The organism is Pseudomonadota bacterium (genome assembly GCA_036339585.1).
Taxonomy (GTDB): domain Bacteria; phylum Pseudomonadota; class Alphaproteobacteria; order UBA8366; family UBA8366; genus UBA8366.
This window is the reverse complement of sequence record JAYZAS010000006.1, coordinates 51039-75191: the sequence shown is the minus strand read 5'-3', so window position 1 is coordinate 75191 and position 24153 is coordinate 51039. Positions and strand designations below refer to the sequence as shown.

Below are 24153 nucleotides of genomic sequence, written 5' to 3'. Positions count from 1 at the left end.
TATGATAAATACTCAGAAAAAACCCTCGGGTTTATATGATTAATTTGCACTTATATATTTGACTTACCTAGGATTGTTAGTGATGTTTTCCTAATCCTCCATAACCGAAAGATAACAATTGGCCCGGCGTAGCAAACCCAAATCAAAAATCAAAAAACGATCCACAAAAAAAGCGAGATCGAAGCGTTTTTTGGAGCGCATTTTTAATAATAAGGCCGATTTTAAGATTGGGTCAGGGTTATTCCGCGAGATACTCTGGGTTTTCATTGTCTTTTGTATGGGCATGTTTTTTGGTGTTTTTTTGTTTAAGCCTACGCAAACGGAAACCAAAATCTCAAGTAAGCAAAACAAATTAGAGAATTACAGCGTTCCAGTAACGGTTATCGATAATAGTGGTGGGGAGAAGGTAAAATCTCTGCATAAAGTTTTCACCAAAACAAAATCTCATGCAGAACAAAATATTTCGTCGCCAAACAGGTCGAAGATACCGACCCTTGATAGGGTCCCGCATGCCAAGACAAATGAGCTATACCTGAATTCAAAAAAAACAAGATTGGCATGGCGGATCCATTCAGCGCGATTAGCAAATAATATAGCCAATAAACCCGCTATAGCGATCGTCCTAGATGATCTCGGGGTAAATCAACTCCTTACTAAGCAAGCCATAGGGTTGCCTCCGCCCTTAACACTCGCCTTAATTCCATACGGGAAAAATCTTCATCGACATGCTGCTGCAGCGCGTCGTCGTGGGCATGAACTACTCGTTCATCTGCCCATGGAGCCCATTGATGCAGGCAAAAACCCGGGTAAAAATGCCCTTCTTACAAGCTTAAGCTCAGCGCAGTTACGAAACCGAGTTTCTTGGAATCTTAGTCAATTTAATGGTTTTGTAGGGATAAATAACCATATGGGAAGCAAGTTTACAGCATGGTACCCTGGCATGAGAATCGTTATGCGGGCATTAAAAAGGCGAGGTTTATTGTTCTTAGATTCCAGGACAACCACAAAAACACGTGGACAATTTCTTGCTATGAAAATGGGAGTTCCCCACGCTGTTCGCGATATTTTTTTGGATAACAAAGTTGAAAAAAAAGCAATTCAAAAACAGCTTTCGCAGCTTGAGGTTTTAGCAAAAAAAAATGGTACTGCTGTTGGGATTGGACATCCTTATGATACGACCATTGCGGCATTGCGAGCTTGGATACCGGCTGCCAAAGAGCGTGGTTTCGTTTTTATCTCAGTTGCAGCTACTGTTGGTCGACAGCTTACCAAAACCACTCGCAAGAAGTTTTAGCTAAACCGAATGGTTTATATTTTTGGCAGCTTGGACGGCTCTTATAATCGCCTGCGCCTTATTGCGGCTTTCCTCATACTCCAATTCTGGGTCGCTATCGGCCACTACCCCACCACCAGCCTGCACGTAAACCGTCCCATCTTTGACAACAGCCGTTCGCAATGCAATACAAGTGTCCATATCGCCATCAGCCCCAAAATATCCTATGCAGCCAGCATAAATGCCGCGTTTTTCGGTTTCTAATTCATCAATAATTTCCATTGCCCTTATTTTTGGCGCTCCAGAAACAGTGCCTGCTGGGAAACCGGCTACTAATGCTGATAGCGCATCATACTCTTTTTTGATAATACCTATTACATTTGAAACGATATGCATGACATGACTATAATATTCTACGGTGAATTTTTCAGTCACACTTACGCTTCCGGTTTTTGACACACGGCCAACATCGTTCCGTCCCAAATCGAGCAACATCAGATGTTCTGCCAATTCTTTCGGATCGCCTAACAGGTCATCTTTTAACGCTTTGTCTTCGGCTGGAGATTTTCCGCGAGGTCGAGTTCCTGCGATGGGTCGTATTGTTACCGTGTCATCTCGCAATCTTACAAGTATTTCCGGGCTGGAGCCAACAACAGAAAAATTTACAAAGTTGAGCAAAAACAGATATGGGGACGGGTTGAGGCGACGCAAGGCACGATATAATTCAAGCGGAGGAAGGTCAAATGACGACTTAAAACGCTGACTTACGACCACTTGAAATGCATCACCAGCGCGTATGTATTCCTGCGCTCGTTTTACCATCTTACAGAAATCGTTTTTGGACATATTGGCTGTGAATTCACATGCCTCTTGATTTTTGGAAGGGATACGGGGCGGGTGAGATGGGGCATCTAAATTTTGCCAAACAAGTGCAACACGAGCCTTTGCTTCTTCAAGAGCATCTTTGCCTGATAGATTGGCTGTGGGACGAATCGGAGTAACAACTGTGATTGTGTCACCTATATTATCAAAAACTGCAATTACGGTAGGTCTTACAAATATACCTGATGGTAGGCCCAACGGGTCACTATTGTTGTCCGGTAAGTGCTCCATTAATCGCACCATGTCATAACTCATGTAACCAACAAGTCCTGCTGCCATAGGAGGCATCCCCGAAGGCATCTTGATTTCAGACTCCTCGAGGTGAGAACGCAATGAGGTTAGGCTATCTTCAGCGCATGGTTCAAAAATCATAGGTTTGTCACGCTGTGGAGATCTGCAAACTTCAGCTTTCGCGTCAAAGCAGCGCCAGATCAAATCGGGGTTAAGGCCAATAAACGAGTAACGACCACGTATTTTTCCGCCTTCGACGGATTCCAAAAGAAAACTGTAAGGCTCATCGGCCGCCAATTTGAGCATTGCTGAAATTGGTGTTTCAACATCGGCTACTCGACCCTCCCAATAGACTTGTGGAGTGGCAGCCTCATACGCCTCGATAATTGTTGACGAGTTAGGGGGTGTCACCCAATGCTCCGCTGTCATCTTCATTGCTCTCAAACAATTGCTTCAAAGCCGCCTTATTAATAGATACTTCGTGTGATTCTCTAATTGCTGATTGAAGCTGTGAAAGTATATCCGACACCATCGATATTTTGACTTCATTTTTGAGAGCGTTGATTCTTTTTTTGTCAACGCGCCCATCTGCTGATGTAACTCGAGAAAGTGATGCAACAAAATACTCGCCGTTTCCTCTACTAAAACTAGCCTTGCCTTTAGCTTTTAGGTTGAAAATTTTTGCAATTAACTCGCGTGGTATTCCTTCAACCGTATCGAAGCGGTTTGTCGGGCCGATATTAAAAACTTTTGCTTTTATCGACGATGCTACGCGAGAAATAGTGGCACCGTCATTAATTTTGTTAGCTAAATTTTCTGCTTTCACTCTTGAGAGGTTCATTTTTTTTGCCTCACTCCACGCAATACGCACTCGTCCCTTCGCACGCTGCAACGGAACAACCGATGATTTTTTTATGTTATTTACTCGAAGAACGAAGAATCCACCTGCTGCAGTTTCCGTCATAAATGTGTCTTGCCCTTCCACAGCATCAAATAGCGTCTTTAAAAAGGGCTCACCAGGAATATTGGCCACCATTTTTCCATTTTCGTCTCGCCCATCTTGGTCAATGTTTATTATTCGTCGAGATTCTATACCTTGTTCGGCGGATGCTTCTTCAATAGTGAGTCCCCTACCAAGCGAATCTTCGAGAGAATTTGATATTCGGATCACATCTTCAAGTGCTTGTTCTTGGCGAATTTCTTGACCTAATTCTGCCTTAACTTCTGAAAAAAGCTTCACTCGCTCTGGGAAAATATCATCGATTTTTAAAATACGATACCCGAATTCGTCCTTTACAGGATTGGAAACTTTACCTTTACCTAAACGGAAAATTTCTTTTGCCAGGGTGTTAGGTAGGTCTTCTCGTGACACAGAGCCGAGCTGTGTTGTCTTTTTGTCCTGCCCAGCAACTAAATCCGCAACAGACTCAAAATCCAAACCTTTTTCTATTTTGGCACGGGCTATATCCGCTTCTTTCTTCGTTTCAAACAATATTTGCGAGACTTTTCTTTTTTCAGCTTGCGTAAAATCAGATATCCTATCCTGATATATTTGTCTGAGAACGGCCTCATCCACCTTAGTTAATCGTTCCAATTTTGCCGGATCGATGTGAACGAATACCAGGTTTCGGTATTCGGGCGACGTGAACAGCTGTGGATTTTCACTGTGAAACTTAATTAGCTCTGCTTCTTTAGGCCTTGGCACATCCCTTTTGTTCACTGAAACCTTAAAAACTGCGGCAGTTCTTTCTTCTGCCTGCCATCTATAAAGGTAATTCAACAACTTCTTTGGGCCCGCAGCTCCAGCAGAAAGGCTTTCGATCATCTGCATACGAGGTATTTCCGCGCGCCGGGCGGCCTCATATTCCTGCAGGGTATAGCCATTGTCGCGCAATAATTGATCGAATTGGACGGAACCAATTTGGCCGAATCGATCTCGTATATCGCGCTCGATGGCACTTGTTGCAACGGTTAAGCCGAGGTTTTCGGCAGCTAAGTCGTAAACGCTGGCATCAACAACACGTTCAACTACACTGTCAAGAACGCCAAATTTTCGCGCTTGCTCCTCATTTATTCCGCGTTTGCGGAGTGTATCGATCTGTCGACGGTACTGCCTTTCTATAGCTTTAGCGGTAATTTTACTGTCACCGACCTCAGCTATGACAGTCTGCACTGCGCCTTGGCCAAAAAAATCGGTAGTACCCCACAGTGCAAAACTTAAAATAAGAATGCCGAAAAGCAGATAGACAAGAATCTTGGCGATGCCATCTCGAATGTTCTGCAACATATTATTTATCCTTCAAAAACAGTTGATCAAAATACCGTAGTTGACCAATTCGGGATTGATAGCCTGCGACGGTTATCACAACAAGCGTATTCGGTTCAACAACAAGCCCATATCGGTTAATATAGCTTTATCGTGGTTTTTCACCAAAATCTTACAAAGAGAAGCTTTGAAATATGACACCAAAACGCCGACCCCTGATAGCTGGTAATTGGAAGATGAACCTCACCAGCTCTACCGCCGAAAAACTCTCTATTGAAGTGGCTGCTAAAGCCGATAACTTAGACCTCGATATTCTTTTATGTCCGCCTTCAATCTACTTAGAGAGGGTAGGTAAGGCTATAAGTTCTAGCTCTGTTCATCTTGGAGCACAGGATTGCCATATAAATGACCAGGGCGCCCATACGGGAGATATCAGTCCCTCTATGCTGCGTGATGTTGGCTGTGCATATACAATCGTGGGTCACTCTGAACGGAGAGCCGATCATTGTGAAACGAATCAAATTGTTGCTGCTAAGGCACGATCTGCATGGGCTGCAGGGATTACATCGATTATTTGTGTTGGTGAAACTAATGATGAACGCAACTCGGGCATGGCACTTAAGTCAGTAGAAGCACAAATACATACTTCAGTGCCAGACGGGGCTGATGATCAAAATACCGTTATTGCCTACGAACCTATTTGGGCAATCGGTAGCGGCAAAACACCTACAATAAATGAAGTTGCAGAAATGCATAATGCTATACGTGGGGTTTTAAAGCAGTTAATTGATGAAAAGTCGGCCCAGGGTATTCGCATAATCTACGGAGGGTCTCTTAAGGCAAATAACGCCAAATCGTTAATGGTTCTCGCTGATGTTGATGGTGGTCTAATTGGTGGTGCTAGCCTGACATCAATGGAATTCATAGCTATTGCTGAATCTTGCCCCTAGCCAGCGCGCCTAATGTTGGCTAAACATTCACATCTAAGCCCTGTTTTTTGATTGTTTATGCGGGGCTATGTATCCTTTACACGGCTTCCATGGAGCGGAAATGGAACAAATTATTTTAGTTATTCACTTACTTTTGGCTATAGGTTTGGTTGTGACCGTTTTGATGCAAAAAAGCGAGGGCGGAGCACTAGGAATCGGGGGAAGCGGAGGCGCACTCGTTAGCGTGCGCGGATCTGCAAATTTTCTTACTCGTGCGACCGCTATCATGGCAGGTTCTTTCATAGCGACAAGCCTGACTTTAGCTATCCTTGCCGGAAGTCACAACAAAAGTAATATAAACTTAGATAAGCCCAATGCGGGCAATGAGCGCAGTGCTCCGTTGACACCAAATACCAAAAAGCCCCCTACAGTGCCTTTATCAAAATAACAAATGGCAAAACGATCATATTTTGCTGCTGATTAGGGAGCTAATCAAATTGGTTAGTCAATAATGACACGGTTTATATTTATTACTGGTGGAGTTGTATCATCACTAGGCAAAGGGCTCTCCTCTGCCGCGCTCGGGGCCCTGCTTCAGGCGCGGGGCTTTAAGGTGCGCCTGAGAAAATTGGACCCTTACCTGAACGTGGATCCGGGCACGATGAGTCCCTATCAACATGGTGAGGTTTACGTGACCGATGACGGGGCAGAGACAGATCTCGACCTTGGGCATTATGAACGTTTTACAGGGGTACCCGCAAAGAGAAGCGATAATGTAACGGCCGGGCGTATATACAGCAAAGTGCTCCTCAAAGAGAGACGGGGCGACTATCTCGGCGGTACGGTGCAAGTAATTCCGCATGTGACAGATGCTATTAAAGAATTCATAACTGATGATCTTGACGACGAAGATTTTGTCTTAGTTGAAATAGGCGGTACCGTGGGCGACATAGAAGGGCTCCCATTCGTAGAAGCAATACGGCAGCTAGGTAATGAATTAGGCTCGGATAGAGCTCTTTTTGTGCACGTAACACTTGTTCCATATCTAAATGCTGCCGGCGAACTGAAAACCAAACCAACTCAGCATTCAGTTAAAGAACTTTTGAGTGTCGGGATCCAGGCCGACATAATGCTGTGTCGTTCTGAGCACGATATACCTCCTGATGCACGCCGAAAATTAGCGTCGTTTTGTAATGTTCAAGAAGACTCAGTAATACCGGCATTGGACGTAGAGTCGATTTATGAAGTTCCGCTTTCTTATCATCGCGAGGGGCTTGATGTTCAGGTTTTAAGGCATTTCCAAATGGAGGAAGATGCTCAGAAGCCAGTTGATTTAAGTCGATGGGAAAAAATTGCCAAAATATTGCGAACGCCAGAAGGGGAGGTAAATATCGCAGTTGTAGGCAAGTACACGAACCTTTTAGATGCTTATAAATCTTTAAGTGAGGCTCTAGTTCACGGAGGTATCGCTAATAAGGTACGAGTGAACTTGAAATGGCTGGAATCTGAGATTTTTGAATCTTTAGATCCTGTACAGTCTCTTGAAAATTGTGATGGCATATTGGTGCCTGGTGGTTTCGGAGAACGCGGCGCAGAAGGGAAAATTGCCGTAGCTCGGTTCGCACGTGAGCGCCGTGTCCCATATTTCGGTATTTGTTTTGGAATGCAGCTTGCGGTAATCGAAGCAGCGAGGAATTTAGCAGGTATTAAAAATGCTAGCTCGACCGAGTTTGGCCCAACCGAAAATGCAGTCATAGGACTAATGACGGAATGGAACAAGGGAGGTACAATAGAGAGGCGTAACGACGATAGCGACTTGGGGGGGACGATGCGTCTTGGTGCTTTCCCATGCCGGCTGGTTGAGGGAACTAAAGTTTCAAATATTTTCTCTAATCAGCCAGAGATTTCAGAGCGGCACCGTCACCGTTACGAGGTAAATATTACGTACAAAAAACGCCTCGAAGATGCTGGGCTTGCATTTTCGGGGCTATCACCTGATGGTTTGTTACCTGAAATAGTTGAGATACCAGATCATCCTTGGTTCGTTGGGGTACAATTCCATCCAGAATTGATGTCTAAGCCATTCGCACCTCATCCAATATTTACAAGTTTTATTGAGGCCGCAGTAACACAATCTAGGTTGGTTTAATGGAAAGGCCTCGCCACGTTCACGTAGGAAATTGCAGGATTGGAAATGATCTTCCGATCACAATTATAGCCGGACCATGTGTAATGGAAAGTCGAGCGCATGCCCTTGAAATGAGCTCCTCCATAAAAAAAGTGACTGATAGTCTGGGTTTGGATTTTATTTACAAAACTTCTTTTGATAAGGCTAATAGGACTTCAACAAAAAGTCCTCGTGGTGTTGGACTTGAAGAGGCCTTGCCAATTTTTGCGGAAATTCGTGAGAGCTTGGGATGCCCTGTATTAACCGATATTCATGATGTGGGGCAGTGCTCAGTAGTTGCAGAGGCTGTTGATATCCTTCAAATACCAGCATTCCTTTGTCGGCAGACGGATCTTTTAGAGGCTGCCGGGCACACTGGGAAATGCATTAACGTAAAAAAGGGACAGTTTTTAGCACCATGGGATATGGAAAATGTTGCTGAAAAAATCACAGCAGTAGGGAATAATAATGTACTGTTGTGTGAAAGGGGAGCGAGCTTTGGATACAATACCTTAGTTTCAGATATGCGGTCTCTTCCAATCATGGCCAAACTCGGTTTCCCCGTCGTATATGATGCGACTCACTCTGTCCAGCAGCCGGGAGGGCAGGGCACCCGATCGGGTGGTGATAGGGGTATGGTGCCACACCTTGCTAGAGCAGCTGTGGCTGTAGGTGTTGCTGCTGTATTTGTAGAAACGCATCAGGATCCCGATAATTCGCCTTCAGATGGGCCAAATATGTTAGAGTTGGAAAATCTTTTGTCTCTTCTCAAAAAGTTGAAAGAGATAGATGAGATAGTAAAAAATAAATTTGAATAGGCGCCAGTTTCTTCACAACCACGTTAAACCTGAGGTAATTCATGTCTGCTATTATCGAAATAAAAGCGCGAGAGATTATCGACAGCAGAGGTAATCCCACTGTGGAGGTTGATGTAATGCTTGAATCAGGAGCGGAGGGACGGGCGGCGGTGCCCTCTGGGGCTTCAACTGGCAGTCATGAAGCTGTTGAACTACGTGACGGATCAGATAGGTATGGGGGAAAGGGTGTTCTTCAAGCGGTTCAAGCAGTGAATACAGAAATATTCGATTTGTTGTCCGGTATGGATGGTCGAAATCAGCGACACCTTGATAATCTTATGATCGATCTAGACGGAACCAAAAACAAAAGCAGGTTGGGCGCTAACTCGATTCTGGGGGTATCGATGGCATTAGCTAAAGCGGCCGCTCTGGAGTCTCGACTACCACTATACCGTTACATCGGTGGTGCGTTTTCTAACACGCTTCCTGTTCCAATGATGAACATATTAAATGGCGGAGCTCATGCAGATAATCCGATAGATATACAAGAATTTATGGTGATGCCTGTCAAAGCAGAGAGCGTGAGTGAAGCCATTCGTATTGGTTCGGAAATATTTCATGCTCTTCGAAGCGCTTTGAGTGATGCCGGGCACAATACGAATGTAGGAGATGAGGGAGGTTTTGCACCCGATCTAGCCTCCACTGATGAAGGTTTGCAGTTTGTTATGCGTGCAATTGAGGCGGCCGGTTGCAAACCTGGCGATGACGTTTTGCTAGCCCTTGATTGTGCCGCTACAGAATACTTTAAAGATGGAAAATACGTTCTGTCCGGCGAGGGCAAAAGCCTGAGCTCAGACGAAATGGTCGATTATCTAACGGATCTTGTGGCTCGCTATCCTATCTGTTCCATTGAAGATGGTATGGATGAGGATGACTGGGATGGTTGGTCAGCACTTACGGAGGCTATTGGAGCGAAGACACAACTTGTTGGAGATGACCTTTTTGTTACAAATCCCGAGCGATTGAAGCGGGGAATTTTGGAAAATTCGGCAACTGCAATTTTAGTTAAGGTTAACCAGATTGGCACGCTTACGGAAACGCTTGAGACCGTTGACACAGCATTGCGTGCCGGTTTTGGTGCCGTTATGTCGCATCGGTCTGGTGAAACAGAAGACACAACAATTGCTGACCTTGCTGTTGCTACAAACTGTGGGCAAATCAAAACCGGTTCTTTATCCCGTTCTGATCGGCTTTCGAAATATAATCAGTTATTGCGAATAGAAGAGGAACTTGGCGTAAGCGCAGTTTATGCTGGGTGTTCTATAGTTCGGTAAATCGAAATGTAAAAGAGCCAAAAGCCTGCCATATAATTTCATGTAAATGTATAAATTTACAGCGGTTGCTGACTAATTACCTCGAGTAGGCACTTTTTGCCGGTTGATTCTTTTGTGGAGGCGTGATTCCATTGCAACATGTCAACGGTGCAAGAATTGATATCGCGAGCAAAAGTCGTATTCCCTGCTGCCATGTTCATCATGGTTATTGGCTATTTCACCTACCATTCTATTCAAGGGGATAAAGGTATCTTTTCCTACATCAAGTTGAAGCATAAGGTGACTCTCGCGCGGGCCGCACTTGATGAAATCCATCTAGAAAAAAAAGCTCTGGAGATCAAGGTAAGAGGTCTTCGTCACACGAGCTTGGATCTTGATCTTCTAGAGGAGCGAGCAGGTGCGGCGCTTAACCTTATGCGCAGTGACGATCTGCTTTTGTATTTTTCGAGATAGTCATTTGATGTCCTAATACTAGGTCACAATAGGGACGACAAATGCAAATTGCCTACCTTGAAAGTGTCCAAACGGGGCGTTACGTAATAAAATTACTTTGTGAGCTCGGTAAACGCGATTTTAATTCAAACGGTTTCATTCATACCTTAACTTGTTTTGAGTTAAAAATTAATAAAGCATTGATATTATTATAAATTTTTAACTATTGCTGTCCTGTGATTTTAGCGCTAGGTCTATTTGTACAACCACGTATGTGGTTCACTGTCGTTATTGTATTGGACATACCTATGGCGAAGAAAAAAACTCCTCCTCGATCTAAGAAAGCTATTCGTGAGATTGCGCCGGAAAAGCAGATTGAGCTTTTCAAAGAAATGCTGTTAATCAGACGTTTCGAAGAGAAGGCCGGCCAGTTGTATGGGATGGGTTTAATTGGTGGTTTCTGTCATCTCTACATTGGGCAAGAGGCCGTTGTTGTGGGCATGCAAGAGGCTATTACACCACAAGACTCAGTGATAACCAGTTACCGCGATCATGGGCATATGCTTGCATGCGGTATGGACCCGCGCGGTGTTATGGCAGAGTTGACAGGGCGCGTGGGCGGATATTCCCGCGGTAAGGGCGGATCCATGCATATGTTTTCGAAAGAAAAAAATTTTTATGGTGGTCATGGAATTGTCGCTGCACAAGTCCCAATTGGAACGGGAGTTGCTTTTGCACACAAATATCGCAAGAACAAAAATGTATCACTCACTTATTTAGGGGACGGTGCGATTAACCAAGGGCAGGTTTATGAAGCTTTCAATATGGCTGCACTTTGGAAATTGCCAGTCATATATATTATTGAGAATAATCAATATGGTATGGGCACGAGTGTGCAGAGGTCATCCGCTAGTAAGGACCTGTACGTAAGAGGAGAGCCTTATGGTATTCCTGGTGAGCAGGTTGACGGCATGGCAGTTTCGACGGTTTTAAAAGCTGGGAAAAAAGCAGTTTCACACTGCCGAGCCGGAAAGGGGCCTTATATTCTTGAAATGATGACATACCGATACAGAGGCCATTCAATGTCTGATCCCGCCCGGTATAGAAGTAGAGATGAGGTCTCAAAGGTTCGTGAGGAGCGGGATCCCATAGAACGCATGAAGGGTCATTTGTTGAAAGAAAAAGTTATAGATGAGGCCACACTTAAAAAGATAGATACCGAAATAAAGCATATAGTTTTGGATGCTGCTGAATTTGCACAGAATAGTCCCGAGCCTGAGCCATCCGATCTCTACACAGATATTTTGGTGGAGAGTTAAAATATTGATTCTTATATATAAAAAAGATCAGAGAGGGAACCTGTAGATGCCAACAGAAGTTTTGATGCCCGCGCTATCCCCTACAATGACGGCTGGTAAGTTGGCACGTTGGCTCAAGTCTGAGGGCGATAGTGTACTCCCTGGGGAGGTGCTGGCAGAAATAGAGACTGATAAGGCGACAATGGAAATTGAAGCCGTAGATGAGGGTACCCTTGGAAAGATATTGGTGCCGGAGGGGGCAGAAGAGGTTGCTGTTAAAACACCTATAGCGGTTATGTTTGCAGATGGGGATGATGAAGTGCCGAATAACGATATCGCCCAGGTACCTGTGATACCCGATGAGTTAACCGTTAAAACAAAAAACTCCGAGGAAACCGCGATGGTTTTGGCTAGCAATAACGGTATGAGCTCGGAACTCGAATGGAATGGTAAAACTTCCACTCAGACAGTACGAGAGGCATTAAGGGATGCCATGGCTGAAGAAATGCGTAGAGATGAAAATGTTCTATTAATGGGCGAGGAGGTTGCCGAATATCAGGGTGCGTATAAAGTTAGCCAAGGCCTATTAGATGAGTTCAGTGCAAAGCGTATTATTGACACCCCTATTACGGAGCATGGGTTTGCGGGCTTGGGTATTGGAGCAGCCTTTATGGGGTTAAGGCCAATTGTTGAATTTATGACTTTCAATTTTGCGATGCAGGCGATCGACCAGATCGTCAACTCCGCCGCCAAAACACTTTACATGTCGGGCGGACAGATGGGTTGTCCTATTGTGTTTCGGGGGCCAAATGGAGCAGCGGCAAGAGTTGCAGCCCAACACTCACAATGTTACGCAGCTTGGTATTCAGCTATTCCCGGTCTAAAAGTGGTTGCACCCTGGTCTGCTTCCGATGCTAAAGGACTTTTAAAAAGTGCAATACGTGATCCAAATCCAATAATTTTCTTGGAAAATGAGATACTGTATGGACACAGTTTTGAAGTTCCGGATACCGACGATTGGACTGTTCCGATTGGCAGTGCAAAGGTTGTCCGTGCTGGCCAGGATGTTACTTTAGTAGCCTTTTCCATAATGGTGAGTAGGGCAATGGAGGCGGCAGAAGCATTAGCTGAGGAAGGCATAAGTGCTGAAGTCATTGATCTCAGAACGTTGCGACCTTTGGATGATGAAACCATTATTCGCTCAGTTAAAAAGACCAACCGTGTGGTAAGCTGTGAAGAAGGTTTTCCCCAGTCAGGTGTGGGTGCAGAAATTTGTGCACGCATCACCGACCAAGCTTTTGACTGGTTAGACGCTCCGGTCGCGCGGGTCACTGGAGCTAATGCTCCGTTACCCTATGCTGCTAATCTTGAAAATCTAGCATTACCTCAGGCAAATAGCATCGCAGAGGCTGCAAAGGCCGTATGTTACCGTTAGCAAAAAAGGACGTTATCTCATGCCGGTGAAAATTCTTATGCCAGCACTGTCGCCAACCATGACCGACGGTAAGCTCGCTAAATGGAACGTAAGCATAGGAGATGATGTTGCCTCCGGTGATGTGCTTGCAGAGATTGAGACAGATAAAGCGACAATGGAAGTTGAGGCCGTAGAGGAGGGCAGGGTAGCAAAATTATTAGTGCAAGAGGGAAGCGAGAATGTTGCTGTCAATTCTGTTATAGCTCTTCTTTTGGAAGACGGTGAAACCGCTGACGAAATCGAACTTACAGAAGATTTCGTTTCTGAAAATAAGATTGAGATACCAATTGCGGAAAGGGAGCGCGAGGCTACCCCTTTAAAAGCTAACCATACTCCTCCGGAACATAAAGGTCTTGGAGAAGGTGCAGATCCCGTAGATAAAGACCGCGTACTAGCCAGTCCACTAGCAAAAAGAATGGCCTCTCAGGCAGGAATTGGATTGGATGAAATCAGCGGATCAGGCCCCAATGGGCGAATTGTAAAACGCGATATTGAGGCCGTTTTATCGGGTGGATTGCCTGCTGTTGTTGCTGCAAATCCTACCAGCGACACAAATAATCAAGAATATGAATTAATAGAACACTCGACTATGCGCAAGACTATTGCAGCACGTCTGACAGAATCAAAACAAACGGTACCGCACTTCTATGTGAGAGTTGATTGCGAAATCGACAAACTACTAGAATTTCGAGCGGAACTTAATAAAAAAGCTGATGGTGCATACAAGCTTTCAATTAATGACATCATCATCAAAGCAGCTGGTGTAGCCTTGAAGAAGGTGCCCAATGCGAATTCCTGCTGGACGGAGTCGGGAATTAGAGTGTTCAGATCTGCCGATATATCAGTAGCCGTATCCGTGGAGGGGGGGTTGATTACTCCTATAATCTTCAATGCAGATGGCAAAGGTTTGGAGCAAATTTCAAAAGAGATGCATGAACTTGCAGAACGAGCGCGTGACGGGAAGCTGTCTCCCGAGGAGTATACCGGCGGGACATTCAGCATATCTAACCTTGGGATGTATGGTGTAAAAAGTTTTGATGCAGTTATAAATCCCCCACAAGCCTGTATCCTTGCCGTTGGGGCGGGACAACAGTCTCCGGTAGTGCACAATGGTGCGCTGGCAGTGGCAACAGTAATGAATTTAACGCTTTCTGCGGATCATCGTGCAGTGGACGGAGCAGTAGCAGCGGAATATATGAAATGTTTAAGTGGATTAATTGAAGATCCAATGACAATGCTACTATAGGCGGCATTTCAAAGATGGAAAAAAAACAATATGATCTCGTTGTAATTGGTGGCGGCCCTGGAGGGTACGTTGCAGCCATTCGTGCGGCCCAGCTAAAAATGACAACAGCTGTGGTTGAAGCTAATCATCTAGGGGGGATCTGTCTCAACTGGGGTTGTATTCCGACGAAAGCGTTGCTTAGAAGTGCCGAAATTTATAGCTATTTGCAAAAGGCTGAAGAGTACGGTTTAACGGTTTCTGGAGCTAGTTTCGACATTTCCAAAGTGGTTCAGCGAAGTAGAAATGTAGCAAAAAAGCTCTCAATAGGCGTTCAGCATCTGCTTAAGAAGAATAATATTGACGTAGTGGACGGTCATGGGAAGCTGAGTGGTGGGCACGCCGGGTTGCATGAAATAACAGTAGAAAAAAATGGTAAACCTCAGATAGATTTGGTTGCTAAACACGTAATATTGGCTACTGGAGCGCGGGCGCGCGAGCTGTCTCACATGGAAACGGATGGCAAGCTTATTTGGTCTTACAAGGACGCAATGGTACCCGAAGTAGTACCAAAATCTCTGCTCGTTATAGGGTCCGGCGCCATCGGCATTGAATTTGCCAGTTTCTTTTGTAACCTGGGTGCTGAAGTAACGGTTGTCGAGATGTTGGACCGCATACTGCCCACGGAAGATTCTGAAATCTCTGCATTTGCTCAAAAGGAGTTTGAAAAACAAGGAATCACATTCATTACAGGCGCGAAAGTGAGTGATTTAAAGAAGGGGGCCAAAACGGTAACGGCACAAATAGAAAGCGCAGACAAACCCCGAAGAATAACGGTAGACAGAGTAGTGATGGCGATTGGCATCGTTGGAAATACTGAGAATCTTGGCTTGGAGCAAACAAAGGTAAAAACTGAAAATGGTCATATATTGGTGGACCAATGGCTTCAGACTAATGAAATTGGCATCTATGCAATCGGAGACGTTGTTGGTGCCCCGTGGCTCGCTCACAAGGCAAGCCATGAGGCTATTATTTGCGTTGATAAAATAATGAAGCGACAGGATGTCCATCCGCTGGAGATAAAAAATATACCTAGTTGTACCTACTGTATGCCGCAAATAGCATCGGTCGGGCTCACCGAGGAGGCGGCAAAGGATGAGGGGCACCAAATTTCAGTTGGTCGTTTTCCATTTATGGGGAATGGTAAAGCTATTGCCCTCGGTGAGGAAGAGGGGCTTATCAAAACAATCTTTGACAGGGAAACAGGCGAATTACTTGGTGCGCACATGGTTGGTGCCGAAGTGACGGAATTAATTCACGGTTATGGGCTAGCAAAAACTCTTGAAAGCACTGAGAAAGAAATTATGAGTACTATTTTCCCGCATCCGACCCTTTCGGAGATGATGCACGAATCGGTACTTGATGCTTACGATCAGGCCATCCATATTTAGCTAGGCGATGATGCAAAAGAAACGCACCCGACACCCTGAAAAACAGAGGCGCCCAGACAATCCAGTCAAGCGGAAACCTCCTTGGATCCGCGTCAAAGCTCCTGTTTCTGAGGGATATCTTGAAACCAAGGCAATAGTCTCTGAGCACGGCCTCAGCACTGTTTGTGAGGAAGCTGCTTGCCCAAATATTGGTGAGTGTTGGGCTAAGAAGCATGCAACTTTTATGATTATGGGGGATATTTGTACGCGTGCTTGTGCTTTTTGTAATGTTTCGACGGGAAAACCTGGATTGCTAGATCCGTTTGAGCCGGTACGAACTGGTGCTGCTGTTTCAAAACTTGGTCTTGAGCACGTAGTTATAACTTCGGTGGATCGCGACGACCTGCCTGATGGTGGTGCGCGGCACATTGCGGCAGTGATCCATGCTATTAGAGAGATGGCTCCGAAAACCACTATTGAAGTACTCACCCCTGATTTCATGAAAAAAGCTGGCGCGGTTGAGATTGTGGTGGAGGCAGCGCCAGATGTATTTAACCATAATATCGAGACGGTTGCGCGCCTCTATCCAGGCATTCGACCGGGCGCTCGTTATTTTACAAGCCTAACTTTGTTAGCTCGAGTAAAAGAGTTAGACCCTACCATATTCACAAAGTCTGGTCTTATGGTGGGGCTTGGTGAAAGTAAGGGTGAAGTATATCAATTGATGGATGATTTGCGCGCAGCCGATGTAGATTTCATGACGATCGGACAATACCTTCAACCTACAGTGAAGCATGCGGCAGTCGACAGGTTTGTTACACCAAATGAGTTCGAAGGGTATGCAAAGAAGGCTCGAGCAAAGGGATTTTTGCTTGTCTCATCGTCGCCTCTTACCCGTTCTTCATATCATGCCGATGACGACTTCAGGCGATTGCGGGCTGCTCGCCTTGGCACTCTTAAAAGCGCCCAAGCTTGAAAAGCTTCAATGTATCGTCATTCCGAACGCCGCTACCTAGCACACTCTCCGAATTCTGTTTTTAAAATTGTGCTGGATGTAGACATGTATCCAGAATTTCTTCCATGGTGCATTGCGGTGCGTGTTCTCGACAAAACCGAATCTAGGATGATAGCCGAAATGGCTGTTGGATATAAAGGCATTCGTGAAACTTATACAAGTGAGATAAAATTCATCGAGGAAGAGCTAAAAATAGAAGTATGCGCCGTTGATGGACCGTTTAGCGCGCTCTTGAATACCTGGCAATTCTCAGAGGCTCAGGATGGGGGGTGTGTTGTAGATTTTTCAATTGAGTTCGAGTTTCATTCTCGTTTGCTACAGGGAGTGATAGGCGTTTTTTTTGAACAGGCGGTAGCCCGTATGGTGGCTGCTTTTGAACAAAGAGCTGACAGCATACATTACGGTAAGTCCTAACTGAAAAAAAGCACCGTAAGTCACTTTTTAAAGATATAAAAAAAAACTACAAATGTAGTGTTATTAACCTCGACCCATATTTAATCGCACTCTTGGTTCTATTTGTTGTGGTGAGTGGAATATTAGACACAAAATATAGAAAATTAGTTGTGCTAAACCAATTTTGAACCTATTATTTTAGGTATCGTAGGTAGTATTTAAGAAAGAAGGACTTTTTATTAGTGATAATGATAGTGCTGCGTCGATCACTTTGATAAAAGCTGGCCAAATTAGAGCAGCAAGAGCGCTGGTTGGTGCAAAGCAGCTAGATCTTGCTAAGGCCTCTGGGATATCACTCGCGACAATGAATAACATTGAACGTGGTATCGGGGACCCTCGGGCTAGCACTTTGGGAGCGATTGAAGGGGCTCTCAATGATGCAGGTGTCTCAATAGGAGGGGATTCTTGCACCGAAACCGTGACGCTAAATGTTTTGTATCGCCCTAAAATATATGAGACGCTTTTAGCAAGCCAAAAAATTCTCAAGATATTGGGCCCTAATTCGTTAAACGCTGCAGACCAGATAGTATTTTTCGTTCGTCGATGTGGCGAAGGCTCATACGACGATGTGGAAGGGGTAAGAATATGCCTTCTGGTGCGGTCGAAAGATCGAAATCTTCTGTTTGATAAAATTAATCTGAGTGTTGAAAATGTGGCACGGGCTGCGGAAACAGCAGGCGTTATGCTGGCAGCCTTTGCTCTTCACCGGAACCATGTAGCATACATAGCAAATATCCTAGATGACACTACAACCCTAGATGATATTGATGCATTGAGCAGATTGCGTGCAGAAAAATGGTATTCAATGCGGCACCCAAAGGAGTTCATTGATTCATTCTCGAATTGGGACGATTTGGTTGTACGTTATGTCAGCCATCCCGGGCATCCCTTGGTCGATCTAAACGAACTGGTTAGTAAGTTCGAGCCTGGCGATCCAATATAGTAATTGCTTGAGCTACAGTTTTATTGCGGACAGCGTCGCGGTCCCCTGAAAAAATATTCTTCTCAACAATGGGCTCGGACCGAATGAGAGCGCTTCCTATAAACACTAAACCAACCGCTTTCTTTTCGGTACCGCCGCCCGGGCCAGCAATCCCAGTAACTGATAGAGACAAATGTGCGCTGGAGTTGGCGAGTGCACCTTCAGCCATTGCTTTGGCAACTTGCGCACTCACTGCTCCAAATTTGTTAATCAAAGAAATAGGCACTCCAAGGCAATCAGCTTTGGCAGCGTTTGAATAGGTGACGAATCCTCTATCAAAAACATCAGACGACCCCACAATAGCCGTTATTAGCGAAGCAATGAGGCCTCCAGTGCATGACTCAGCAGTTGCCAGCTTAAGTTTTTTTAATCTGCAGGTTTGCAGAAACTGAGACCCTTGCAGCAATATTTCCTGATCAAAATTCATTCAAACTCATAGTTTTGCCAGATAAAAAAGATACCAAAAGTCAGATATACATATATTGCGGCTAAAATATCATCCGCCATCACTCCGAAGCCGCCCTTTACATATCTATCGACGAAATTAATTGGCCAAGGTTTTGTAATATCATACAACCTAAACAACAAAAAACCGACCCCAAAGTAAAGCAAATCGGGAGGTAGAAAAGCTAAGGAAAACCACTGGCCCGACAATTCGTCTATCACAATTTCTGGGGGATCGGACCGCTTTGTTGATTTCTGATACTTTTCTGCTGACCAGCATCCAATGCAAAAGGCGATCAATGCCGCCGCTGCTAAAAAATATGGCGGGCCGTAAAAGTGTATTGGCCATGCGGTTCCTACGCCAATAAGTGAGGCGATCGTTCCGGGCGCGGGTGTTTGATAACCCAAACCACACAGAGTTGAAAATGATTTATAATTCATTAAAAACAACAGTCTGCAGCATTTTCCTTAGGCTTTACTTTATCCAGATTGTTGCCGCGGCCTGTGCCGCGATCCCTTCACGCCTCCCTGTGAACCCAAGCCTTTCCGAGGTTGTTCCCTTTATGCTTATGAGTTCAGATGGCAAGCTTAGAATCTCCCCTAATCGTAATTGCATGGCCTCTCGGTGTGGTCCTATCTTTGGTGCCTCGCAGACTATTGTTAAATCAATATGGTTGATAACGCCATTTTTCTGCGTAACCATCTTTGCTGCTTCAGTGAGGAATATGTCTGAAGAGGCGCCTTTCCATTTCATGTCGCTCGGGGGGAAGTGGGTTCCTATATCGCCAGCACAAATCCCTCCTAGAAGTGCGTCTGTAATAGCATGCATTGCAACGTCAGCGTCTGAATGGGCCAAAAGTCCATTGGTGTGTGGGATCGGTATACCGCAGAGAATGACATGATTTCCTGGCCCAAAACGATGAACATCATAGCCAATCCCCATTCTGATACCCGATAAATCAGTAATATTGTGGGTTACCTTTTCCTCTGAACCAGACACAACTTCACCTCTCACAAAATCCTCAGGGTTGGTTACTTTAAAGTTTTCTTCATTGCCGCCGACAAGGAGAACCTTGTGGCCGGCTGCTTCGGCGATTGCAGCATCATCTGTATAGCTTGCATCCCGAAATTGGATGTGTGCGGCCAGTATTTCCTCAAACCGAAATCCTTGCGGTGTCTGAGCGCGCCAAAGTTCGTCTCTAGCTATTGTCTCGCGCACAAAGCCTGCCTTGTCCTGTTTTTTAATCGTATCAGTGATTTTCAATGCAGCCAATGCTGCTGTGCATCTGTCTAGTGACCTAAGTATTCGCGTGATGGTATCTGCTGCTACAAAAGGCCTTGCCGCATCATGAATCAATATTTTACTTGGGCTGTGTTCAATGAAGCTTTGGAGGCCGTTAAAGCCTGACTTCTGTCGGGTATCGCCTCCGAAAACCGGCGGTTCAAGGGGTAAATCACGGGCAACCATGTCATATAAATGCTGGTCCTCCGGATGGATAACTGCGCGAACCAAATCGATTTCAGGATGTTCGCAAAAAGCAATAAGCGATCGCCGAAGTAATGACAGTCCGCTAATCTCTCGGTACTGCTTTGGCATGCCCTGGCCAGCACGGCTTCCTCGTCCGCCCGCTAGCACCAATGCTGCAATTTTTCCCATCAACCATTCTTTCTTCAATAAACTCAGCAATGGAAATGCTGAATGGCATATGCCAAGGGTTCGCTTTTATAGTCAATGTTTCGATGCCTAAAATGGGGCGCTTTTTTTTAGGTTTATCTTCCCACGCACGCATATTTGGCAAATTTATTTTACATTTACTGAGCGTTTTGAGGTTGATCGTGTGCCTCGGCAGGAGGTGGTGCAAAATTACCTCCGGTCTCCTTTTAGTTTGAGTAAAAATTCAGATTGCCAATACACTTTTTTGATTATATGTTGTGCATAATTTTTAACTGCCCATTAAAGTGGCATAATGTTTTCCAGTAAAAAACACCCATTGGTAATATTAGCACCATTATCTGGGGTCAGTGACTACCCCTTCCGTCAGACTGTGAGAGCTTTTGGCGCTGATCTTGTCGTTTCGGAGATGATTGCAAGCGATGCTGTTCTTCGTCAAGTGCGCTCGGAGATGAAGAAAATTCCCAACGATTGTTTGGCTGAATTTCCTATATCGGTGCAGATTGCAGGGCGAGACCCTGCGTTAATGGCCGAGGCAGCGCGTATTAATGAAGACAGGGGGGCTGCCGCAATTGATATAAACTTCGGATGTCCCGCTCGGAAAGTAACAAATAAAGCATGCGGATCTGCACTTATGAGAGAAGAGAGTTTGGCCGGTCGTATCATAAGCGCAGTCGTTAAAGCTGTCACAGTTCCGGTGACTTTGAAAATGCGCACTGGGTGGGATGAAACAAATCGTAACGCACCTTACCTCGCTCGCATTGCGGAAGAACAAGGCGTACACATGGTTACGGTGCATGGCAGAACGCGATGTCAATTTTTTAAGGGAACCGCTGACTGGAAATTCATAAGAGAGGTTAAAGAGGCTGTTAAGATTCCTGTTATAGCCAACGGAGATATCCTAAGTCCCGGGGATGCAGCGGAATGCCTTTCCTTATCCGGGGCCGATGGGGTGATGGTTGGCCGAGGAAGCCAGGGGAAGCCATGGTTATTAAGCCAGATAAAATCATTTCTTAAAACTGGGGAACAATCCTCAGATCCGCATTTAGAGACTATTTTGTCATCTGTGCTCTCGCATTACACCAAAATTTTGTCGCATTATGGAACCGAACAGGGTCTAAGGATAGCGCGCAAACACTTGTGCTGGTATATCCAAAATTTTGCAAATTCAAATGATGTGCGCGCACGTATCAGTAAAAGCGACAACCCTGACCAGGTGGTTGATTTGTTAGCGTCATTTTTCTGCGATCAGCAAGCGGCATTGGCGGCATGACAATCAATATGCCTGTTAAAAACACTTTTGCACGGGATTTTTCTGGAGAGCTTCTCTCCGCAATCCCTTTGCCAGTGTTGGTGGCGGATGGATCAGACGAAATTGTGTATGCAAATCCCGCTGCGGAAAACTTTTTTCAATTGAGCATTACGGGGCTCACAAACCGAAATTTGCAAGATCTGATTCCACCCGATAGCCCTTTGATGAGTCTTACTAACAAGGTCCGGCGAACTGGAAACAGCATGCAAGAATTTTGTATCCGGTTGGTGACACCAAGAATAGGAGATAAATCAGTAAGTGTGACTGCGGCAATACTCAGCAGTAATGAAACTTTTATTGCACTCGTTCTCAACGAAATTACCGTGGCGGAACGGATTGATACTTCCCTGGTTCATCGGGATGTGTCGCGCTCCGTTTCGGCTATGTCTGCGGTGCTTGCTCATGAGATTAAAAACCCGCTCTCTGGAGTACGAGGCGCTGCTCAATTGCTTGAACAATCCGCGCCGTCTGATGAGAGGCCTCTTGCCCGTTTAATAATAGATGAAAGTGATCGTATCTGTAGATTGATAGACCGAATTGAAGCATTTTCTGACAGACCAAGAATTGAGAAATATGCGGTAAATTTGCATGAAGTGCTGGACCACGTGATTCACATAGCTAGCACGGGTTTCGCTAAAGGAATATCAATTGCAAAGGCTTACGATCCCTCTTTGCCAAAAGTTTTTGGAGATAGAGATCACCTAATTCAGGTGTTCCTTAATTTAACAAAGAATGCCGCTGAAGCTTTAGCTGGTGTTCATCAGCCGGTCATAAGAGTACACACTGCATTTCAATATGGAATGCGACTAGCAACACCGGGGTCGCACTCGCGGGTAGATCTCCCTCTCATCGTGTCTATAGAGGATAATGGCGGTGGTATTCCAGACGAAATGGTACGACAAATCTTTGATCCTTTTGTCAGCACGAAAGCCCAAAGTGCGGGGCTAGGGTTGGCTTTGGTAGCTAAACTTGTCGGTGATCACGGAGGTATGATCGATGTTTTAAATGGATCTGATAAAACAACCTTCAAAGTGATGATGCCTATGGCACGGAGCGATAATCGTGAATAAACCACAACCCGTTATACTAGTTGCTGATGACGACCACTCAATACGGACAGTCTTAGGACAGGCATTATTTAGGCAAGGTTATGACGTGCGATCTACTAGCAATGCTGCAACCCTGTGGCGTTGGATTACAGATGGCGATGGCGACGTAGTGCTTACTGATATTGTGCTACCAGATCAAAATGCTTTGGATTTGATACCTAGAATACGAAAGATGCGCCCAGAACTTCGAGTTATCGCAATGAGTGCTCAGAACACATTGTTGACTGCTGTTAAGGCAACTGAACGAGGCGCTTTTGAGTACTTGCCAAAACCCTTTGATCTCGCCGAATTGTTTAATTTGATTAACCGTGCGCTTGAAGAGCCGACTTTGAAGGATAAAGATATTGTGGAGGGAGGAGCCACCGAAGGTGACGAACGTCTTCCATTAATTGGCAGATCGCCAGCTATGCAGGAGATTTATCGTATACTCGCCCGACTAATGGGGACTGACCTCACCGTGCTAATCAACGGGGAGTCCGGAACTGGGAAAGAGCTCGCTGCACGTGCACTGCATGATTATGGCAAACGAAAGCATGCGCCATTTGTTGCTATAAATATGGCTGCAATACCCCATGACCTTATAGAGAGCGAGCTTTTTGGTCACGAAAAAGGTGCATTCACCGGCGCAGAAAACCGCTTTATTGGACGCTTTGAGCAAGCCGAGGGGGGTACTTTATTCTTGGATGAAATCGGTGATATGCCCATTGACACGCAAACTAGGCTTCTTCGAGTGTTGCAAGAGGGAGAGTTTACAACAGTTGGAGGCCGCACTCCAATCAAGGCCAATGTGAGAATTGTGGCGGCCACCCACCATGACCTTGCCCAATTAGTTCGGGGAGGTAATTTTAGGGAAGATCTTTATTACCGGCTCAATGTCGTGCCAATGAGGCTACCACCCCTACGTGAACGGTCAGAAGATATTCCCGATCTAGCGAGGTACTTTTTAAACCAACTTTCTTCTGAGGGATTACCCGCTAAATCAATTGATGGTGAGGCCTTATTGCGACTTCAAGCACATCGTTGGCCTGGCAATGTTCGTGAATTAGAGAACATGATTCGCCGACTGGCAGCCTTATACTCACAGCAAAATATCACCATTGATGTTGTGGAACGCGAATTGGCAGAAATATCAGAAAGTGTGGAATCAAATTCGGAAAGTTTGTCTGAAGCGGTTGAACGTCATCTAATAGAATATTTTGCAAAATACGGAGACGCTCTACCTCCGAATGGATTATACGAAAAAATTATTAGTGAGATAGAGAAGCCCCTCTTGAATATTTCGCTGAGTTCCGTGCGAGGAAATCAGGTGCGTGCTGCGGAAATGCTCGGGCTTAACAGGAATACCCTGCGAAAAAAAATACGTGAGTTAGGAATAGAGGTAATAAGGCGTCCCCGCTGAAAATATTTATAAACTATCGACCAAAACCGTCA

At 45.2% G+C, this 24153-nt stretch carries 22 protein-coding genes; 17 read left to right on the top strand and 5 right to left on the bottom strand.

Annotated elements, in window-relative coordinates; genetic code table 11:
* The first annotated feature begins 301 nt into the window (after positions 1 to 301).
* Positions 302 to 1294, top strand: a complete 993-nt coding sequence (locus tag VX941_06425; GenBank protein ID MEE2933043.1) for a divergent polysaccharide deacetylase family protein — start codon at positions 302 to 304, stop codon at positions 1292 to 1294.
* On the opposite strand, the gene trpE is transcribed toward VX941_06425, so the two are convergent.
* Entirely contained in the window at positions 1295 to 2815 is a 1521-nt protein-coding gene (gene trpE, locus VX941_06420; GenBank protein ID MEE2933042.1) for an anthranilate synthase component I, read from the bottom strand.
* On the bottom strand, positions 2784 to 4673 hold the full coding sequence (locus tag VX941_06415; GenBank protein MEE2933041.1) for a peptidyl-prolyl cis-trans isomerase: 1890 nt from the start codon (positions 4671 to 4673) through the stop codon (positions 2784 to 2786). Before VX941_06415 ends, trpE begins: the two co-directional genes overlap by 32 nt.
* Before the next feature lie 173 nt (positions 4674 to 4846).
* Between VX941_06415 and tpiA the strand changes: the two genes are divergently transcribed.
* The 13 genes from tpiA (at position 4847) to VX941_06350 (ending at position 18146) form a co-directional block, all read left to right on the top strand.
* On the top strand, positions 4847 to 5602 hold the full coding sequence (gene tpiA, locus VX941_06410) for a triose-phosphate isomerase (protein ID MEE2933040.1): 756 nt from the start codon (positions 4847 to 4849) through the stop codon (positions 5600 to 5602).
* 100 nt (positions 5603 to 5702) lie between these two features.
* Complete coding sequence (secG, locus tag VX941_06405) at positions 5703 to 6029, top strand: preprotein translocase subunit SecG (protein ID MEE2933039.1); 327 nt, start codon at positions 5703 to 5705, stop codon at positions 6027 to 6029.
* A gap of 63 nt (positions 6030 to 6092) precedes the next feature.
* Positions 6093 to 7730, top strand: a complete 1638-nt coding sequence (locus VX941_06400) for a CTP synthase (GenBank protein MEE2933038.1) — start codon at positions 6093 to 6095, stop codon at positions 7728 to 7730.
* Positions 7730 to 8566 carry a 3-deoxy-8-phosphooctulonate synthase gene (gene kdsA, locus VX941_06395; protein MEE2933037.1) on the top strand — a complete coding sequence of 279 codons (837 nt, stop codon included), beginning with the start codon at positions 7730 to 7732 and terminating at the stop codon, positions 8564 to 8566. Before VX941_06400 ends, kdsA begins: the two co-directional genes overlap by 1 nt.
* 41 nt (positions 8567 to 8607) lie before the next feature.
* On the top strand, positions 8608 to 9879 hold the full coding sequence (gene eno, locus VX941_06390; protein MEE2933036.1) for a phosphopyruvate hydratase: 1272 nt from the start codon (positions 8608 to 8610) through the stop codon (positions 9877 to 9879).
* Positions 9880 to 10017: 138 nt separating this feature from the next.
* The gene (locus VX941_06385; protein MEE2933035.1) at positions 10018 to 10332 is read left to right on the top strand and encodes a septum formation initiator family protein; all 315 of its coding nucleotides are present in this window, start codon (positions 10018 to 10020) and stop codon (positions 10330 to 10332) included.
* Between the two features lie 287 nt (positions 10333 to 10619).
* Entirely contained in the window at positions 10620 to 11630 is a 1011-nt protein-coding gene (gene pdhA, locus VX941_06380; GenBank protein ID MEE2933034.1) for a pyruvate dehydrogenase (acetyl-transferring) E1 component subunit alpha, read from the top strand.
* A gap of 46 nt (positions 11631 to 11676) precedes the next feature.
* Positions 11677 to 13044 (top strand): pyruvate dehydrogenase complex E1 component subunit beta, encoded by a 1368-nt coding sequence (locus VX941_06375; GenBank protein ID MEE2933033.1) that lies wholly within the window; start codon positions 11677 to 11679, stop codon positions 13042 to 13044.
* 19 nt (positions 13045 to 13063) lie between these two features.
* The gene (locus VX941_06370; protein MEE2933032.1) at positions 13064 to 14329 is read left to right on the top strand and encodes a pyruvate dehydrogenase complex dihydrolipoamide acetyltransferase; all 1266 of its coding nucleotides are present in this window, start codon (positions 13064 to 13066) and stop codon (positions 14327 to 14329) included.
* Between the two features lie 14 nt (positions 14330 to 14343).
* Positions 14344 to 15756, top strand: coding sequence for a dihydrolipoyl dehydrogenase (gene lpdA / locus VX941_06365; GenBank protein ID MEE2933031.1), 1413 nt, complete (start codon positions 14344 to 14346; stop codon positions 15754 to 15756).
* Positions 15757 to 15763: 7 nt separating this feature from the next.
* The gene (gene lipA / locus VX941_06360) at positions 15764 to 16711 is read left to right on the top strand and encodes a lipoyl synthase (GenBank protein ID MEE2933030.1); all 948 of its coding nucleotides are present in this window, start codon (positions 15764 to 15766) and stop codon (positions 16709 to 16711) included.
* A 9-nt stretch (positions 16712 to 16720) separates the two neighbouring features.
* Positions 16721 to 17164, top strand: coding sequence for a type II toxin-antitoxin system RatA family toxin (locus tag VX941_06355; protein ID MEE2933029.1), 444 nt, complete (start codon positions 16721 to 16723; stop codon positions 17162 to 17164).
* 250 nt (positions 17165 to 17414) lie between these two features.
* On the top strand, positions 17415 to 18146 hold the full coding sequence (locus tag VX941_06350) for a helix-turn-helix transcriptional regulator (GenBank protein ID MEE2933028.1): 732 nt from the start codon (positions 17415 to 17417) through the stop codon (positions 18144 to 18146).
* Here VX941_06350 and VX941_06345 read toward each other — a convergent pair.
* From VX941_06345 to VX941_06335, 3 genes are read right to left on the bottom strand one after another with little or no spacing between them, the layout of a single operon-like run.
* Entirely contained in the window at positions 18115 to 18612 is a 498-nt protein-coding gene (locus VX941_06345) for a CinA family protein (GenBank protein MEE2933027.1), read from the bottom strand. The genes VX941_06350 and VX941_06345 overlap by 32 nt on opposite strands.
* Positions 18609 to 19070: a phosphatidylglycerophosphatase A gene (locus VX941_06340; GenBank protein MEE2933026.1), complete on the bottom strand. Its 462-nt coding sequence runs from the start codon at positions 19068 to 19070 to the stop codon at positions 18609 to 18611. Before VX941_06340 ends, VX941_06345 begins: the two co-directional genes overlap by 4 nt.
* 34 nt (positions 19071 to 19104) lie before the next feature.
* Positions 19105 to 20286: a bifunctional 2-C-methyl-D-erythritol 4-phosphate cytidylyltransferase/2-C-methyl-D-erythritol 2,4-cyclodiphosphate synthase gene (locus tag VX941_06335; GenBank protein ID MEE2933025.1), complete on the bottom strand. Its 1182-nt coding sequence runs from the start codon at positions 20284 to 20286 to the stop codon at positions 19105 to 19107.
* A gap of 310 nt (positions 20287 to 20596) precedes the next feature.
* Between VX941_06335 and dusB the strand changes: the two genes are divergently transcribed.
* The 3 genes from dusB to ntrC are packed head-to-tail and all read left to right on the top strand — an operon-like array spanning position 20597 to position 24121.
* Positions 20597 to 21574, top strand: coding sequence for a tRNA dihydrouridine synthase DusB (gene dusB, locus VX941_06330; protein ID MEE2933024.1), 978 nt, complete (start codon positions 20597 to 20599; stop codon positions 21572 to 21574).
* Between the two features lie 8 nt (positions 21575 to 21582).
* Entirely contained in the window at positions 21583 to 22683 is a 1101-nt protein-coding gene (locus VX941_06325) for an ATP-binding protein (protein ID MEE2933023.1), read from the top strand.
* A complete protein-coding gene (ntrC, locus tag VX941_06320) occupies positions 22676 to 24121 on the top strand; it encodes a nitrogen regulation protein NR(I) (GenBank protein MEE2933022.1) in 1446 nt (481 codons plus the stop codon). Before VX941_06325 ends, ntrC begins: the two co-directional genes overlap by 8 nt.
* Positions 24122 to 24153: the final 32 nt, after the last annotated feature.

Bases quoted from the DNA above. Each gene is read 5' to 3' on its own strand.
- VX941_06355 (MEE2933029.1), top strand. From the start codon at position 16,721: ATGTATCGTCATTCCGAACGCCGCTACCTAGCACACTCTCCGAATTCT.
- tpiA (MEE2933040.1), top strand. From the start codon at position 4,847: ATGACACCAAAACGCCGACCCCTGATAGCTGGTAATTGGAAGATGAAC.
- VX941_06340 (MEE2933026.1), bottom strand. From the start codon at position 19,070: ATGAATTATAAATCATTTTCAACTCTGTGTGGTTTGGGTTATCAAACA.
- kdsA (MEE2933037.1), top strand. From the start codon at position 7,730: ATGGAAAGGCCTCGCCACGTTCACGTAGGAAATTGCAGGATTGGAAAT.
- VX941_06370 (MEE2933032.1), top strand. From the start codon at position 13,064: ATGCCGGTGAAAATTCTTATGCCAGCACTGTCGCCAACCATGACCGAC.
- secG (MEE2933039.1), top strand. From the start codon at position 5,703: ATGGAACAAATTATTTTAGTTATTCACTTACTTTTGGCTATAGGTTTG.
- eno (MEE2933036.1), top strand. From the start codon at position 8,608: ATGTCTGCTATTATCGAAATAAAAGCGCGAGAGATTATCGACAGCAGA.
- lpdA (MEE2933031.1), top strand. From the start codon at position 14,344: ATGGAAAAAAAACAATATGATCTCGTTGTAATTGGTGGCGGCCCTGGA.
- lipA (MEE2933030.1), top strand. From the start codon at position 15,764: ATGATGCAAAAGAAACGCACCCGACACCCTGAAAAACAGAGGCGCCCA.
- pdhA (MEE2933034.1), top strand. From the start codon at position 10,620: ATGGCGAAGAAAAAAACTCCTCCTCGATCTAAGAAAGCTATTCGTGAG.
- VX941_06345 (MEE2933027.1), bottom strand. From the start codon at position 18,612: ATGAATTTTGATCAGGAAATATTGCTGCAAGGGTCTCAGTTTCTGCAA.
- trpE (MEE2933042.1), bottom strand. From the start codon at position 2,815: ATGACAGCGGAGCATTGGGTGACACCCCCTAACTCGTCAACAATTATC.
- VX941_06385 (MEE2933035.1), top strand. From the start codon at position 10,018: ATGTCAACGGTGCAAGAATTGATATCGCGAGCAAAAGTCGTATTCCCT.
- VX941_06400 (MEE2933038.1), top strand. From the start codon at position 6,093: ATGACACGGTTTATATTTATTACTGGTGGAGTTGTATCATCACTAGGC.
- dusB (MEE2933024.1), top strand. From the start codon at position 20,597: ATGTTTTCCAGTAAAAAACACCCATTGGTAATATTAGCACCATTATCT.
- VX941_06415 (MEE2933041.1), bottom strand. From the start codon at position 4,673: ATGTTGCAGAACATTCGAGATGGCATCGCCAAGATTCTTGTCTATCTG.
- VX941_06335 (MEE2933025.1), bottom strand. From the start codon at position 20,286: ATGGGAAAAATTGCAGCATTGGTGCTAGCGGGCGGACGAGGAAGCCGT.
- VX941_06375 (MEE2933033.1), top strand. From the start codon at position 11,677: ATGCCAACAGAAGTTTTGATGCCCGCGCTATCCCCTACAATGACGGCT.
- VX941_06325 (MEE2933023.1), top strand. From the start codon at position 21,583: ATGCCTGTTAAAAACACTTTTGCACGGGATTTTTCTGGAGAGCTTCTC.